Below are 16,745 nucleotides of genomic sequence, written 5' to 3'. Positions count from 1 at the left end.
TCCTTGCGCACCGCAAAATAGCCGTTCCGCCAAAAGCTGGCCAAGTCGCGCGTCACCTGCACCGGCCGCTGCGCCGGGGATAAAAGCTGCAGCGTCAACGGCACTCGCCCCTCTGCCAAACAGGGTGCTTCCTGCCAGCCGAAGACTTCCTGAAGCTTGACGGCCACAAAAGGGGCTGCCGCATCTTGGTAATCAATCACTACGCTTCGCCCCGACGGCATTCGCACCGCCGCCGGCGCCCATTCCTCTAAAGAGCGCTGCAAATCCCAGGGGACTAGCGTCAATAAAGCTTGGTGTAAGTCCAAACGCTGCAAAGCGCAGCCATCCGGCTCCGGCCCCAAAAACGGTTCCAGCCATTCGTCTGTCCGCGCCAAAAGGGCTTTTTCGCTTACATCCGGCCATTTTTGCGCATCCCAATGGTGAACAAACGCCAGTCGCTGCCGCAGCTGCTGCGCCGCCGGCGTCCAGTTAAGCAGCTTCGCCAGCCCCTCGCTCTGCAACACCGCTTTTAAAACTTGGCGCACCTGCGCCGACGTTGGCGCTGTCGGCGCTTCCTTCAGCACCAATGCGCCCAGGCATTCCTTTTCCCGAGCGCAAATTTTTCGCGTCGCGGCATCCCAAAAAGCGTGGCTTTCTTGGCGTATTTGCCCGGCTAACACACGCCTCACCTCATGTATCTCCACCGCAACAGCCTGAAAGATGCGACCGTCTCTGCCGCTATCATCCACTTCTACCGCCACTACATAGGTCGCCCACGTCAAAGGATGTCCTTTAGGAAGATAAGCGCCGCGTCCATTGCCCAACAAAAACTTACCGTCCCCGCGGTTTTGTCCCAAACGCTCCGGAAAAGCCAACGCCAAAAGAAGGCCGCATTGCTCCGGTTTTACACTTTCACCGCGGGGCACACCGGCGGCCCGTGCATAGCGGGCCGCCGCCCGCCAGACAAGGCGTTGCCCGGCTAGAGGATTCTTTTCGTGCTGAGCTGCTTCCGCCACCACCGCCGTTACATCCGCCTGCGCGATTTCTCCTTCCGTCAAAAGAGCCGCAAGCAAACACGCGGTTGCTCCTAAAGCCAGCTCTGTCCCTTGGAGCACCATGTGCGCCAGACGCGGCGGCAGGCCCAGCAACGCCAAACGGCGACCATAAGCGGTCACCGCGCCAGCAGCATCCAGCGCCCCTAGTCCTTCCAGCAGCTGCCGCCCCTGCGCAAAGGCTTCCGCCGGCGGTTCGTCAAGCCACGCTAATTCCCGCGGTTCTTTAACGCCCCAAAGCGCCAACTCCAGCGCCAGCGCCGCCAAATCGCTTTCCAGAAGTTCCGGCGTCCGTTCCGCTATAAACAAAGCTTCTTCACGCTCATTCCACAGGCAATAGCAGCTTCCCGGAGCCAGCCTTCCCGCGCGGCCTCGTCGCTGCAACGCCGCATCAGCCGTAACCTGCACCGTTTCCAGCCGTGTCAAGCCGCTGCGCAGCGAAAAACGCGGCACCCGCATGCGGCCGCTGTCGACAACCACCCGGACGCCTTCCACGGTCAAGCTGGTTTCCGCCAAAGACGTAGCCAGTACGACTTTACGGCTTCCCCGAGGCGCAGGCAGCAATGCTTCATCCTGCGCCGATCCGGACAACCGCCCATATAACGGCAGCACCTTAACCTCTGCCGCAAGACCTGCAAGCAAAGCTGCCGTGCGCCGGATTTCAGGAGCTCCCGGCAAAAACACCAGCACATCCCCTGCTTCTTGCGCCAGCGCCTTGCGGACAGCCTCTGCTACATTCTCTTCTAAAGTCAGCTTGTCCTGGCGTCCCACGCGGTGCACAGCAACAGGAAACAGCCGGCCCTCGCTGACAATAACCGGCGCTTGCCCTAAAAGAGCCGCCACCTTTTGCGCCGCCAGCGTTGCCGACATCACCACCAAGCGCAAATCTTCCCGCAAGACAGCCTGACTTTGCAGACAAAAAGCCAAACCTACATCCGCCTGCAAACTACGCTCATGAAATTCATCAAATACAACAGCGCCAACCCCAGGCAGGGAAGCATCTTCCTGCAGCATCCGCGTCAAGACGCCTTCGGTAATCACTTCCAGCCGCGTTTTGGCGCTGACCCGGCTGTCATGGCGCATGCGCCAGCCCACCGTTTCCCCAGGCTCCTCTCCCAAAAGGCGCGCCATCTGCCTAGCCGCCGCTCGCGCCGCCAAACGTCTCGGCTCCAGCAACAACAATCGTTGGCCGCGCAGCCATGGCTCCTCTAGTAAAGCCAGCGGCACCCTGGTCGTCTTGCCAGCGCCAGGAGGCGCCACAAGGACAGCCCGGGTTTGCCGCCGCAGCACTTCCTGCAGTTGCGGCAGCACTTCGTCAATTGGCAAGGTGTCCCCTTTCCCCTTCATTGGCCAGTTGTCCTCTCCACTACGTTCTTGCCCGCAACGCTTTAACTCGCTTCCAGATTTCTCTATCGCTGCGCTCAGGCGCCTTACGTTCCAACTCGGCCATCACATCGGCCACATAGGCTGTCCGGCGCATGCCCACCAAGACGGCGCTTACCCCCTGCGCTGACCGCAAAGCCCGCAGCGCCAAATGACGCAGGTGAGGCGCTTCTCCCCAGGACGAGTTAAGCTGCGCCGCGTCTTCATAAAACCGCCGCGCCGCCGCCCGCCCTTCTGCGTCATATACGTCTTCATCCAAGCGAACCAAATCGCCTTCTTGAATGGCGTTTAAAGGCCGATTGATCAACACGCCCAAATCCAAGGCAGCGGCATACTCTAGCAGCGTCCGCTCCTGAGGCCACGCTGGCAGCATTGCCGCCGCCGGTTCCAAGAGGTTGCACGGAAATTGAATAAAGCCAAAATGATGCCCTGCACCGCCGGCCAAAGAAGCCGCTTGCCATAGTTCGTCCAACGGCGTCCGCTGCGGATCGCCTGCAGGCCTCGGAAAGGTGTTGGAGCTGACTCCATACCAAGCAATACGCCCTTGCCGCACTGCTTTTTCCAGCCAAGAAACAGCTTGCCGCAGGCGGCGCACATACTCCGCCCGCGCCGTTGCAGCGTCACCGCCTTGCTGCAAAGCCCATAAAAGATAGTATTCCGGATTGTGCAGCAAAAATCCATCCAAGCAGCTTATCTGCAGCCGCTGCAGACTGAGCTCCAGCTGTTCCTCTAAAAAGTCCGGATGAATGCAATGTTCCAAGGTCGGCGCATAAGGAACTACCTCCGGAAAATCCTTGCCTGCCTGCTGCCGTTCTTGGCGCAGCCGAAGATTGCTGTTTTGCAAGTAACCGACTTTAGAAATAAGCACCACTTCGTCCCGACGCACAGCGCCAGTAGAAACCATCTCCGTCAGCACTTCGCCAATGAGACGCTCTGAGCCGCCATCTGCGTAGTTGGCGCTAGTATCAATGAGGTTAATACCGCTTTGCAACGCCGCCCGCAAGGCCTCTTTATGCGCTGCCACCGCCGCATCTACCCGATAACTGCCAAAACCAGCCTGACTAACCCACAAGGCGCTGCGTCCCAGACGGCGATACCGTCCTTCCCCGTTGCGAGCAGCTAACGCCCGTGTTGCTTCGCTAGCAGCTCTGCCAGACAACCTTTGCATCCTAAACGCCTCCTTTATTTTCGCCTTGCGAAATCAACGAAACAAGTTTATCAACATCCGCCTCTGTCGCTTAGGCATCCAATGATTCTCCGCATAGGCAAAGAAGGAAAGCCTTCGTTACCATGCAAAGGCTTTCCTTCTTTAAATTTCCACCTAAGAATTTTTGGAAGCGCTCTCGTCTTCCTCCGTAATTGGCGGCAAGCATCGCACCAATACCCGGGTGATCCGCGAGCCGTCGCATTCTTCCACCGTAAAGATATATCCGTCTTCCTGCACGGTCTGTCCCACCCGCGGCGGAATTTCCACGCGCGAATACAGCCAGCCGCCCAAGGTATCAACATCTTCCGATTCCAGATGCGCCCCCAGGGCGTCGTTGACTTCATCCAAAATCAGCCGACCGTCTACAGAGAACAAGTCTTCGCCGCGCATTTCAATGGCTGGGCGTTCCTCGTCAAACTCGTCTTGAATTTCACCCACGATTTCTTCCAAAATGTCTTCAACCGTCACAAGACCAGCAGTACCGCCATACTCGTCCACCACAATCGCCAACTGCAGCTTCTTCCGCTGCAGCAGGCGCAGCAAATCGCTTAGCGGCATAGACTCCGGCACCGACAACACCTGTCGCATCATATCCCGCAGCGCAGGCTGCTCCTGTCTAGCTACCGCCTGCAGCATATCCTTGATATGCACAAAACCCACGATATGATCTTTGTCCGGATCGCATACCGGATACCTTGTCAGCTTTTCTTCCACCGCCGTATCCAAGCTGATAGCGAAATCGTCCTGCAGATACAAGCACACCATATCCGTACGCGGCACCATGACGTCGCGCACATTGCGCTCGGCAAAATCAAAAATATTATCGACAAAGGTCAGCTCAGTCCGATCAATATATCCTTGCCGATGGCTTTCTTCCATCAAAATACGAATTTCTTCTTCCGTGTGAGCCGCATCCTGCTCGTTCGCCAGGGAAATGCCGCCCAGGCGCAAAAGTGCATTAGCCGTAGAATTCAAAGCCCAAATAAAAGGGTACATCAAGCGATAAAACGCGCGCAAAGGCCAGGCCACCAACAACGTTACGCTTTCCGCCTTTTGGATGGCCAGCGATTTAGGCGCCAGCTCGCCAATAATAATGTGGAGCGCCGTAATAAAAGAAAAAGCTAAACCAAAAGAAATAGTATGAATGGCTGCGGTCGGCAAACCGAGCTCTGTCAACACCGGCGTGATCATCGAAGCCACCGCCGGTTCTCCCACCCAGCCAAGTCCCAGAGAAGCCAAGGTAATCCCCAGCTGACACGCGGACAAATAGGCATCCAAATGATCTACCAGCTGCCTGGCCATCTTCGCCTGCCCATTGCCCTCCTGCAGCAGCGTATCAAGGCGCGTACTGCGCACCTTGACCATAGCAAACTCCGCGGCCACAAAAAAACCATTCAAAAACACCAAAAACAAAACTAACAGCAAATTCCCGATAAACGACGCAGGGTCCAACCCTTCCCCAGCCCTCGTCGGCTTACGCCAACGACGGCATAGGTTCACCTCCTTGATATTCCATATTTTTTATTACCAAATATTATACCATGTCTAACCGAAATAAGAAATAGACATAACAGCCGCAAAGAAGCCAGCCTACAGCGCCTTGCGCCTCAGGCTGGCTTTCTCTCGCAATATCATGCTGCTTTACGCTGTGTTCCGTTCTCAAGCCGACTTACTGAGCGTCGCCTGCACAAGACCGGTACGCCGCAACACCGGCATCACTTTGATGGAAGTCACTGCGATCAGAACGCTTAAAATGAAGTCAGCCGTGATGTACGGTAGGAATCCAGCCGCCAAAGCGCCCTGCATGGACATGGATTTACCCAGATAAAAATTAACGATTCCATAGAGATAGAGCACGCCAGCTGCATACAACACAGTCAGTCCAGCCAAAAGAGCCAGCATGGTGGGAACTAAGCGCAGCTTTTCCTGGCGCTCCGTCAACAGCCCCACCACATACGCGCAAGCGATAAAACCAAGAAGATAGCCAAAGGTCGGCTGCAATACATACGAAGGTCCGCCGCCTTTAGTGAAAATAGGAATACCGATCAAGCCAATCCCTACATATAAAAGTTGCGCATACAAACCCTTTTTTGAACCCAGCATCACGCCGGAATACGCGCAAAACAGATATTGCAGCGTAAAAGGAACTAGCGGCGTAGGAATTTGGATAAACGCGCCAATAGCCGTCAATGCCGCAAACAAGGCAATCAAGATTTGTTCCCGCAAAGCTAATTTCATACTAACTCCCCCCGGATATGCATACTTTTTCTTGTATCATAGCACACTGGGAAAGTTTCGTAAACATCGCCAAGTAAAATGGTTAACGTTCAGTCCGACCATATTGCTCGCACAATTCCGCCAACCAGACCGCCTGGCGTTCCCCAAGCGCTCCCGGCGACAAACGCCAGCTCCAGTTGCCTTTCGCCACGCCAGGCACATTCATGCGTCCCTCACGCCCCAAGCCTAGCACGTCCTGTACCGGCAAAATAGTTACATCCCCGTCACAAGCATAGGCATAACGAACTAATGCCCGTACAACCGCTTCTACGCCTCCGCCCCGCACCTGCAGCAAGCGAGCAATGTCCGAAGCCAGCCCCGGGTCTTGGCGGGCCAGCGTTTCAAACCAGGAGCGACTTGTATCATTATCATGGGTGCCTGTGTAAACAATTGTATTGCGCGACACCAACGGGTTTTTGACTCCTTCTTCCGTCTGGCGAAAGGCAAACTGCAGCACCGCCATGCCAGGCAGCGAAAACGCTTCTTTTAAAGCATCCACTTCCGGCGTAATAATTCCCAAGTCTTCCGCAACAAGAGGCAGTACGCCTTCTTCTTGACGCAATGCCGCCAGCAAGGAGGCGCCCGGTCCCGGCTGCCAACGCCCGGACACCGCCGTTTCAGCTGTCGCCGGCACATCCCAGTAGGCTTCAATTCCCCGAAAATGATCCAGTCGAACCCAGTCTGTCAATTCCAGCACCACTTCCAAGCGCCGGCGCCACCAGCGATAGTTTTGCTGTTCCATGGCCTTCCAATCATAAAGAGGGTTGCCCCAAAGCTGCCCGTCCTTGCTGAAATAATCCGGCGGCACACCGGCTACGCCGACAGGCTCCCCCTCTCCATCCAGCAGAAAATATTGCTGCCGACTCCACACATCGCTGCTGTCATGAGCTACATACAACGGCAAGTCGCCCAAAAGCTTTACGCCTTGTTTGTTAGCGTATTCCCGCAAACGCCGGGCCTGCTTAAAAAAGAGATACTGTTCGAACTGATACAGGTCAATGGCCGCCCCTTCTTGGCGCCGCAATTCATCCAGGGCTACCGGCCGTCTCTCGCGCAGCCCTTGCGGCCATTGCGTCCAAGGAAGTCCCTTGTAGCGGTTCTTAGCCGCCCGAAATAAAGCGTAATCCTTCAGCCAGTCTCCCTGGCACTGGAAAAACGTCTCATAGTCCGGCGCAGCCGCCCATTCCGGCTGCAACCGTTCAAAAGCCCGCCACACCAACTGTTCTTTGTAGGCTGTAACGACTTCCCAATCATAAACACCAGCCCCCCCTTTCGGAAGCGGCTCCAAATCCGCCTGCGTCAACCAGCCGTCAGCCACTAAATCATCTGGCGATAGCAAAGCCACGTTGCCTGCAAAAGCGGACAACGCTTGATAGGGCGAACCGCAACTGGCCGGTCCCGGCTGATTGAGGGGCAGCAGTTGCCACCAAGACTGGCCGGCGCGCGCCAAAAAGTCAACAAACTTTCTCGCTTCCGGTCCCAAATCACCGCCGCCGTACGGTCCAGGCAAAGAGGTAGGATGCAGCAGCAGTCCCGCGCTGCGCGGCAGCACCGAAGCCTCTTCGCGTTGCAGCACCACGCCGGACAAGGGCGGCAGGCGCAAGGTCACCACGCCGTCCCGGGCAGCTACCGGCTGCTGTGTTTCATCCACTAACGACACAAAGCGCCCCTTGAAGCGAACTTCATCGGTCACCGTCAGCCAGCGTTCCTCCGTCTCGTGGCGGTTGACAGCTACCAGCAGGACTTCCTCTTCCCCTTGGCCGCCTAAGGCATCTTGTCCGTTCTCGATCGTGCGCAAAAAGGCCAGTACATCCTCTTGGCCGCATTCTAAAGGCAGCCAAAAACCGCGACGCAGCGCAGCATGGCTCTGACGCAGATGAATCAAGGCGCGATGCCAAGCCAGTAATTCCTCATCCTCACGGCCCCAGGGAAAAGTCCCCCGGTTGAAAGGATCGCGATACCCTTCCACGCCCGCCTCATCGCCGTAATAGACGCTGGGCACGCCTGGAAAAGTCATCTGCCACAAGACTAAAATGCGATAGCGCTGCAATGCCAAAAGGCGCTGTTCTTCGGGCAAGCGATAAAAAGCTCGCTCTTTTTCACTCAGCGACTCTCCAGGCGGGGCTTCGCCCAATTCCGTCAAAATACGCGGCACATCGTGACTGCCGACTAAGTTCATAGCGCCATAAAAATGGGGCGTCGGATAGTTTTCCTGCAAGGAACGCAACACATTCAACGTGCGCTCTGCCGTCGCCCGCCCCAAGAAGAACTCCAGCAAGACTTTACGAAAGGGATAGTTCATGGTGGAATCCAGTTCGTCCCCCAGCAAATATCGGCGCATTTGCCCATAGCTCTCCTTGCGCGAGGCATCCTCCCACACTTCGCCGATCAGAACCGCCTCCGGGTCCTCTTCCTTCAACACCCGATAAAACTCTTCCAAAAAAGCGTCTGGCAATTCATCCACCACATCCAGACGCCATCCTTTGACGCCGCAGCGCAGCCAACGCCGCAGAACACTGTCGTCACCGCGGATAATAAAATCCAGATAGCTTTCGTTAACCTCGTCCACATTAGGCATTGTACCGATGCCCCACCAAGCTTCATACTCTTCCGGATAGTCTTTGAAGCGATACCAGGGATAGTACGGAGATTCCTTGGACTGATAAGCGCCGACGCCGGAAAAACGCCCTTCCTTGTTAAAATATACGCTATCACTGCCGGTGTGGCTGAATACGCCGTCTAGAATCACATGCATGCCTAAAGCTTTCGCCTGCTTGCACAGCCGTACCAAATCCTTCGTTTCTCCTAACATCGGATCAATTTGATGATAGTCCGCCACGTCATAACGATGATTGCTTGCCGATAAAAAGACCGGATTCAGGTAGAGAATGGTCACTCCCAAATCCGCCAAATAGGACAATTTGCTGCAAATACCTTCCAAATTGCCCCCAAAGAAATCATACGCTACCATATGGCCTGTATCCACATCCCGCACATAAAACGGCACATCCTCCCAATGAGCGTGCAAAAGGCTTCCCGGCTGCGCGCCGCGGATCTCGCCTTGTTCATGGCCGTTGCAGAAACGATCCGGGAAAATTTGATAGATGACGCCGTCGGTCAACCAAGACGGGGCCACTTGCTGCTGATGCACCGTAATCTGCCAAGAACGAGGCCCTGCCTGCGAACGACGATAACCAAGCCCGCCCAGACCGTCTTCACTGGCGCCATAATACCAAACTGTTCCATTCATTTCCTCGGCAATAAAATGATACCAAAGCCAGCCCGGTTCCGCCGGCGTTTCGTATTCCACCTGCCAGCAGCCTGCGCCGACATCCTCCAGCGGTACCAACCGTTCCCCCTGCCCTTGCAGCCACAACCGCAGGGTGACTTTGCGCAGCGTTTCCGCCGTCGGCGTCTGAAAAGCCAGACGTACTTTGGCGCCGCAGCAAACAGCGCCAAAAGGCTGGCGAAATTCGCTTCGCCAGCTATGATGATACATCCAAGCGGCTGCAGTTTGTTCATTACCAGCCATGATCTCAGCCTCGTTTCTCCCGCTTATTTTTAAGGAACCACTGATTCTAGCAACTCTCGCGCCAAGGCGGCCACAGCATGCTGCGCCGGACGGAGTGTTTCCGAAATCAGTGGTTCCCTGCTAAATTGCCTATACTTCTTTACAGTAGCTCTACCGCAGCAAGTTGCGATACACTTCCACGTATTTTTTAGCCGATGCGCCCCAACTATAATCGCAGTTCATAGCATTACGCACAATTTTTTCCCAAACAGGCTTGTCGTAAAAATAGTTCAACGCCCGCTTGATCGTATACAGCATGTCATGGGCATTGTAATTGGCAAAGGTAAAACCGTTCCCTCTCCCGGTGTACTTATTAAAGGAAAACACGGTATCCTTCAGTCCCCCTGTTTCGCGGGCGATCGGAATGGCGCCGTAGCGCAAGGCGATCATCTGCCCAATGCCGCAAGGCTCAAACTGAGACGGCATCAAAAACAGGTCCGCCGCAGCATAAATCTGCCTAGCCAAAGTCTCGTCAAAGAAAATGTTCACAGACACTTTATTTGGATGATCCCAGGCCATTTGCTGGAACATTTTTTCGTACTGCGCATCGCCGGTTCCCAACACCACCACTTGCAAGTCTTCGCCAGCAACCAATTCTCCTAGAATATGTCCAATTAGATCCAACCCTTTAGGAGCTACCAGCCGAGATACAATCGCGACAAGAGGCACATCCCGCCGTACAGGCAGACCCAGCCGATCCTGCAAGCGCGCTTTGTTCTCGCGTCTTGCCAGCAGATGGTCTGCATCGTAATTTACAAACACATGGGCGTCTTTCTGCGGATCGTAGCTGGCATAGTCAATACCATTCACAATCCCTTCCAAATTTTCCTGGCGCTGCCGCAGCAATCCGTCCAGCCCTTCGCCGTAATAAGCCTGCTGAATTTCCTCGGCATAGCTGCAGCTGACCGTGGAAATGCGGTCCGCATAAACAAGAGCGCCTTTCATCAAATTGACGGCTTGATTGAATTCCAAAGCTTCGTCATAGACATCCTCGCCCAAGCCCAAGATATCGCCAAGAATTTCGCGGCCGAAAACGCCTTGATAACGCAGGTTATGAATGGTGAAGAGAGTCTTCATGCCTTGATAAAAAGCCTCATCCCGATACAGACTGCGCAGGTACACCACCGCCAATGCTGCATGCCAGTCGTGACAATGCAGCACATCCGGCTGAAAATCTAAAACAGGCAGCATTTCCAGCACCGCCCGCGCAAACCAAGCAAAGCGCTCTGCATCGTCAAAATACCCATAAAGCCCCGGGCGTTTGAAATAATACTCATTATCTAAAAAATAGAAGGTAACGCCTTGATATACTAGTTTCTTCACGCCGCAATACTGCTGTCGCCAGGACACCGGCACGCTCAGCTCCGCCACCAATTCCATCTGCGAAACAAACTCTTGCGGAATATCCTCATATAAAGGCAGCACCACCCGCACATCCACCTTATGTTTGTGCAGTTCCTGGGGCAGCGAACCAATAACATCCGCCAAGCCCCCTGTTTTGATAAACGGAACCGCCTCAGAGGCAACGCAAAGCACTTTCATCATCGTTTACACCTTCCTTCCCTTGCGAATGACAACAGGATGATTTTCTTCTCCCTTGAGCGTTTTCCCTGCAGAAACATTTACATTTTTGTCACACACTACATAATCAAGACGAGAATTCTCGCCAATCACGCCTTTTTGCATAACAATGCTATTGCGCACAACCGCGCCTTTGGCTACGGAAACGCCACGGAAAAGAATGGAGTTCTCCACAACGCCGTCAATATAGCAGCCGTTAGCAACCATAGAGTTGGTAACCTGGGCGGCTTCTGTATACTGAGCCGGCGGCTCGTCTTTGACCTTGGTGTAAATATTGCCGCAGCGTCCAAACAAATCCTGCCAAATGGGCGGCTTCAACAGTTCCATGGAATGTTGAAAATAGGTGGACACCGAATTGACCCGCGCCACATAGCCGTCATACATCCAGCCGAACATATCCAGCTCGTTGAGATTGCTGATCAGGCAGTGTTTAACAAAATCATAGCCGCCTCGCGACGAAGTCGCCTCAATCAATTCGATCAACAGCTCCCGCTCCAGCAAAAACATGCCTAAAGCCATACGATCTTCCGAAGCCGCACCGCCGGATACATGCATGTCCCAGATGCGACCGCAATGATCCATCTCCAGCATTAGCGCCCCGTTGCAATCATGATCCTTGCAGTTGCGCTTACTATACACTACGGTTACATCCGCATGACAGCTTTGGTGATATTCCAAAACAGGACGGAAATCAATATTGCAAACCGCCTCCGACCCGGCGATAACTACATATTTTTGCCGGCTGAAGCGCAAATATTCCAGGTTGGCGTGGAAATTTTCCACATCCCCCCGATACGCCATATAACGGGGATACGTGGCGTAGGCTGGCGGCAAAAGCACCAACCCCTCCCGTTTACGGGCTAAATCCCACTCCTTGCCGGAACGAAGATGATCCACTACGGAGCGGTATTTATGTCCCAACAGCACCCCTACATTGCCGACGCCGGAATTCACTATATTGGAAAGAGCAAAGTCAATCAACCGATACCGCCCGGCGAAGGGAATGGCTCCTAACGGTCGGTTGTGGGTCAGCTCACTGACCAAGTCATCCATCTCATTCAGATTGATGATTGCCATCAAGTCCATTATTTCCCCTCCCTTCCGGCCAACGCGCAAGCCAGTTCCGTATAGCAAGACAGCGTCTTATCGACTACGGTTTCCGCCGGCAGCTTGAGCTTCTCCGCAATAACGACGATATCCCGCCGCCCTTTCGCATTCACAGGGGTGCCAATGCGGCAATTGTCCCCCAGGCGAACCTGACGGCCAACTACGGCTTTTTCCACGCGGCACCCAGCGCCAATATACACGCCAGGCATGAGAATGGAATCTCGCACCACGGCGCCCTTCTCGATCACTACATTGGGGAAAACCACCGAGTGTTCCACTTCGCCAAAAATCTGGCAGCCTTCGTTAATGCAAGAACGCTTCACCTTGGCGTTCGGTCCTAGATAGTGCGGCGGTCGCGCCGGATTAACCGAGTAGATGCGCCAAGAGGTATCAAACAAATCCAACGATGGCTTTTCCTCTAGCAAATCCATATTCGCCTGCCAATAGCTTTCCACCGTACCGACGTCTTTCCAATACCCTTCAAAGGCATACGCCATCAAGCGCTTGCGCCCTTTAAGCATAGCCGGAATGACGTTTTTTCCGAAATCATGGCACGAGTCAGCCAATTCCGCGTCTTCTTGCAAATAACGCCGCAAAACCGCCCACGAGAAAATATAGATACCCATGGAAGCCAAATTACTTTTCGGTTCCTTGGGCTTTTCTGCAAATTCAACAATACGAGCGTTTTCATCGGTCGACATAATACCAAAGCGACTAGCATCTTCCCAAGGAACCGGAATTACCGCAATGGTCACATCCGCCTGCTCCTCTTTATGAAAGGCCAGCATTTTCGCATAGTTCATCTTATAAATATGGTCGCCCGATAGGATCAGCACATACTCTGGATTCATCTGCTCCAAAAAGTTTAAATTCTGATAAATGGCGTCTGCGGTTCCTTTGTACCACTGGCCGCCTTCTTCGCTCATATAAGGCGGCAAAACGAAGACGCCTCCATCGCGCCGGTCCAAGTCCCAATCGCTGCCAATACCGATATAAGCATTGAGCGCCAACGGCTTGTACTGCGTCAACACGCCCACCGTATCAATACCGGAATTATGGCAATTACTAAGAGTGAAATCGATGATCCGATATTTCCCTCCAAAGGGTACTGCTGGTTTGGCAATCTGCTTCGTCAAATTCCCCAGACGCGTGCCCTGGCCCCCTGCCAGGAGCATGGCGACACACTCTCTTCTAGACATAGCCATTCCCCCTCGTATCCTCGGTCGTTTCTTGCTCTTCTTTAACTGTATGGAGCCGTAAATATACTGTCGCCAAAGGCGGTAGGCGCAATGCCAATGAACAATCCTGACTATGCCAGGGTATCGGTTCCGAGCGCAATACACCGTTGCCTTGGCCGGAGCCTCCGAAACATCCGGCATCGGTATTGAATACTTCGTGGTATTCTCCCGGCGCAGGAACGCCGATGCGATAGCCTTCGTGCACCACTGGGGTAAAATTACAAACCACGAGAACCGTTCCCCCTTGACGATCCCGCCGCAAAAACGAAATTACGCTGTGTTCGTAATCCTGGCAGTCCAGCCAAGAAAAGCCGTCCCAATCATCGTCATTTTCCCAAAAAGCAGCGTGTTGACGATAAAAGCGGTTCAATTCCCGCACGCAGTGATGCACCGCCTGATGCTGAGGATAATCGAGTAAATGCCAGTCTAGACTGTCGTCATGCTTCCACTCGATAAACTGGCCAAACTCGCAGCCCATAAAAAGCAGCTTCTTCCCGGGATGCGCCAGCCAATACGCATAGAAGGCACGAAGATTAGCGAATTTTTGCCAATAATCGCCAGGCATTTTATTTAAGAGCGACTTTTTCCCGTGCACCACCTCGTCATGAGACAAAGGCAGTACGAAATTCTCCGTAAAAGCGTACATCAAGGAAAACGTCAGTAAATTATGGTACCACTTGCGATGAATCGGATCCAGCTCCATATAACGGAGCATGTCATTCATCCAGCCCATATTCCATTTGAAGTTGAACCCCAGACCGCCGCAATCCGTAGGCCAGGAAACCATGGGCCAAGAGGTCGATTCCTCGGCCATCATCAGGGTCTGCGGATACTCCCGAAACACCGTTTCATTGGTCTGCCGCAAAAGCGCCATGCCCTCGAGATTGCCGTTGCCGCCGTAGCGATTCGGCCGCCATTGCCCTTTCTTGCGCCCGTAATCCAGGTACAAAATATTGGCTACCGCGTCCGCTCGCAGGCCGTCGATATGATAGACATCCAGCCAAAAAAGGGCGTTGGAAATCAAAAAGCTTTTGACCTCTGGTCGTCCATAATCAAAATTGCAGGTGCCCCAACCTTCATTTTCACCCTGCATCGGATCCGGGTGCTCATAAAGAGGCGTACCGTCAAAACACCGTAAGCCATGGCCGTCGCGGCAAAAATGCCCCGGCACCCAGTCCATGATCACCCCAAGTCCTTGCTGGTGGCAGCAATCCACAAAATACATAAAGTCCTGCGGCGTTCCATAACGGCTGGTCACCGCAAAGAAGCCGGTAATCTGATACCCCCAAGAGCCGTCAAAGGGATGCTCCGCCAACGGCAGCAGCTCGATATGAGTATAGCCCATTTCCGCCGCATATGGCACCAGCTGCTCCGCCAGTTCCCGGTACGTCAGCGGCCGCCCCTCCGTCGCGCGGCGCCAAGAACCCAAGTGAACCTCATAAATGAGCACCGGCGATTCATAAATATTGTGCTGTTTTTTCTGCTTTTGCCAAGGTTCATCCTGCCATTCGTAGCCGCCAAGTTCCCACACCACCGAAGCTGACTTGGGCGGCGTCTCCGCATGGACGGCATAAGGGTCGCTTTTTTCCAGCACTTCGCCGTTAGCGGCATGGATAACATACTTATAAGCCATGCCCGCGCGAGCTTGCGGCACAAAAAGCTGCCATACTCCTGAGCGAGGATGGAACTTCATCGCATGGTGCTGGCCTTCCCAGGCGTTGAAATCCCCTACCAACTGCACCAATTTGGCATGCGGCGCCCATAAGGCAAAGCGCACCCCGTCCACGCCGTCTTGTTTGAGGCAATGCGCTCCCAACATTTTATAGGCGCGATACTGCGTTCCTTCATTGAATAGATAGAGATTGTCTTTGGATAAAGGCGAAGGTGTCATACACGCCCTCCTTTCCCATTCTGCTCTTGCTACGATCCTTGCAGTATTTCCACCGGACGAATTTTCCAGATCGCTTTGGCGTATTCATCAATGGTGCGATCGCTGGAAAACACGCCGGACATGGCAATGTTCATCAAACTGCGACGCAGCCACCCCTCGCGGTCGCGATAAGCAGTATCCAGGCGCTGCTGCGCCGCCGCATAGGCGTCAAAATCACGCAGCACAAAGAACTGGTCATTATGCCCCAAAAGCAAATCCATCAACAACTTGTACGAATCCCCGCCGTCATAAACGCCTCTCATGATCTGATCAATAACTTGTCGAACTCGAGCGTCGCTGTTGTAAATATCCCAGGCGTTATAGCCTCCTTGGGCGTAATACTGAAAGACTTCCTCCGCCTTCAAGCCAAAGATGAAAATGTTTTCATTTCCCACTTCCTCGGCAATTTCTACATTAGCCCCATCCAGCGTGCCGATAGTGACCGCCCCGTTCATCATGAACTTCATATTTCCCGTCCCAGACGCTTCCTTGCTGGCTGTAGAAATCTGTTCGCTCACATCGGCGGCCGGAAACACCTTTTCTCCCAAAGAAACCGAATAATTTTCCAGGAAGACGATCTTTAGCTTGCCATCAATGCGCTGATCGCTGTTGACTTTGTCCGCCACTTCGTTGATCAGCTTAATTACTTGTTTAGCCGTGTTGTAGCTTGGCGCCGCCTTGCCGCCAAAGAAAAAGGTCCGCGGCACCATGTCTAAATCCGGGTTCTCCTGCAGTTGGTTATAAAGATGAATCACGTGAAGAATGTTTAGCGTTTGCCGTTTATAGGCGTGAATCCGTTTAATATGCACATCGTAAATAGATTCTGGATCAATGGATACGCCGTACTGGCGCTTCACAAAGTCAGCCAGATCCAGCTTATTGGCCTTTTTCACCCGATCTAGTTCGGCCAACAGCCCTGCGTCATGCCGCTTATGCGCCAGCCGCCCCAGATCCGTAGGGTGATAGATCCACGAATCGCCAATGGTTTCTGTAATCAAATTGGAAAGACGAGGATTGGCTTTAAGCAGCCAGCGGCGATGCGTAATGCCGTTCGTCTTGTTGTTGAACTTATGGGGTGTTTCCTTCCAAAAATCATTAAAAAGATGCTGTTTTAAAATATCCGTATGAATGGCAGCCACGCCGTTGACACTGTAGCTGCCAAGCACCGCCAGTCTTGCCATATGCACCATGCCTTCGGCAATAATCGCCATGCGTCGGATTTTTTCATCATCCCCCGGAAAACGGTCTATCAGACGCGCACAGTAGCGGCGGTTAATTTCCTCCACAATCTGGTACACCCTGGGCAGCAGCGTGGCAAACATATCCACCGGCCAGCTTTCTAAGGCTTCCGGCAAAATCGTATGGTTAGTATAAGACACCGTACGAATGGTTATATCCCAGGCTTCATTCCAACCCATGC

Annotated in this window: 10 protein-coding genes; all 10 read right to left on the bottom strand. The window is 53.8% G+C overall.

Annotation, left to right across the window (positions count from 1 at the left end; genetic code table 11):
* Window positions 1-2,378, bottom strand: a 2,378-nt coding sequence (gene hrpB, locus PHF27_RS08490; RefSeq protein WP_300068515.1) for an ATP-dependent helicase HrpB, incomplete at its 3' end; no start/stop codon positions are given.
* A gap of 19 nt (window positions 2,379-2,397) precedes the next feature.
* The gene (locus tag PHF27_RS08485) at window positions 2,398-3,582 is read right to left on the bottom strand and encodes an aldo/keto reductase (RefSeq protein WP_300068512.1); all 1,185 of its coding nucleotides are present in this window, start codon (window positions 3,580-3,582) and stop codon (window positions 2,398-2,400) included.
* A 153-nt stretch (window positions 3,583-3,735) separates the two neighbouring features.
* Entirely contained in the window at window positions 3,736-5,073 is a 1,338-nt protein-coding gene (locus PHF27_RS08480) for a hemolysin family protein (protein ID WP_300068518.1), read from the bottom strand.
* Window positions 5,074-5,280: 207 nt separating this feature from the next.
* On the bottom strand, window positions 5,281-5,859 hold the full coding sequence (locus PHF27_RS08475) for a biotin transporter BioY (RefSeq protein WP_300068509.1): 579 nt from the start codon (window positions 5,857-5,859) through the stop codon (window positions 5,281-5,283).
* Window positions 5,860-5,941: 82 nt separating this feature from the next.
* The gene (gene malQ / locus PHF27_RS08470; RefSeq protein ID WP_300068507.1) at window positions 5,942-9,430 is read right to left on the bottom strand and encodes a 4-alpha-glucanotransferase; all 3,489 of its coding nucleotides are present in this window, start codon (window positions 9,428-9,430) and stop codon (window positions 5,942-5,944) included.
* 150 nt (window positions 9,431-9,580) lie between these two features.
* Window positions 9,581-11,014 carry a glycogen synthase GlgA gene (gene glgA, locus PHF27_RS08465; protein ID WP_300068504.1) on the bottom strand — a complete coding sequence of 478 codons (1,434 nt, stop codon included), beginning with the start codon at window positions 11,012-11,014 and terminating at the stop codon, window positions 9,581-9,583.
* A gap of 3 nt (window positions 11,015-11,017) precedes the next feature.
* A complete protein-coding gene (gene glgD / locus PHF27_RS08460; protein WP_300068501.1) occupies window positions 11,018-12,136 on the bottom strand; it encodes a glucose-1-phosphate adenylyltransferase subunit GlgD in 1,119 nt (372 codons plus the stop codon).
* Window positions 12,136-13,356 (bottom strand): glucose-1-phosphate adenylyltransferase, encoded by a 1,221-nt coding sequence (locus tag PHF27_RS08455; protein WP_300068498.1) that lies wholly within the window; start codon window positions 13,354-13,356, stop codon window positions 12,136-12,138. Before PHF27_RS08455 ends, glgD begins: the two co-directional genes overlap by 1 nt.
* A complete protein-coding gene (gene glgB, locus PHF27_RS08450) occupies window positions 13,349-15,286 on the bottom strand; it encodes a 1,4-alpha-glucan branching protein GlgB (protein WP_300068493.1) in 1,938 nt (645 codons plus the stop codon). The genes PHF27_RS08455 and glgB overlap by 8 nt, the downstream gene beginning before the upstream one ends.
* A 29-nt stretch (window positions 15,287-15,315) precedes the next feature.
* Window positions 15,316-16,745, bottom strand: a 1,430-nt coding sequence (gene glgP, locus PHF27_RS08445) for a glycogen/starch/alpha-glucan family phosphorylase (protein ID WP_300068490.1), incomplete at its 5' end; no start/stop codon positions are given.

This window comes from Anaeromusa sp., from assembly GCF_028691475.1.
GTDB lineage: Bacteria > Bacillota > Negativicutes > Anaeromusales > Anaeromusaceae > Anaeromusa.
The sequence above is the reverse complement of the archived record's forward strand: the minus strand, read 5'-3'. Positions and strand labels throughout refer to the sequence as shown.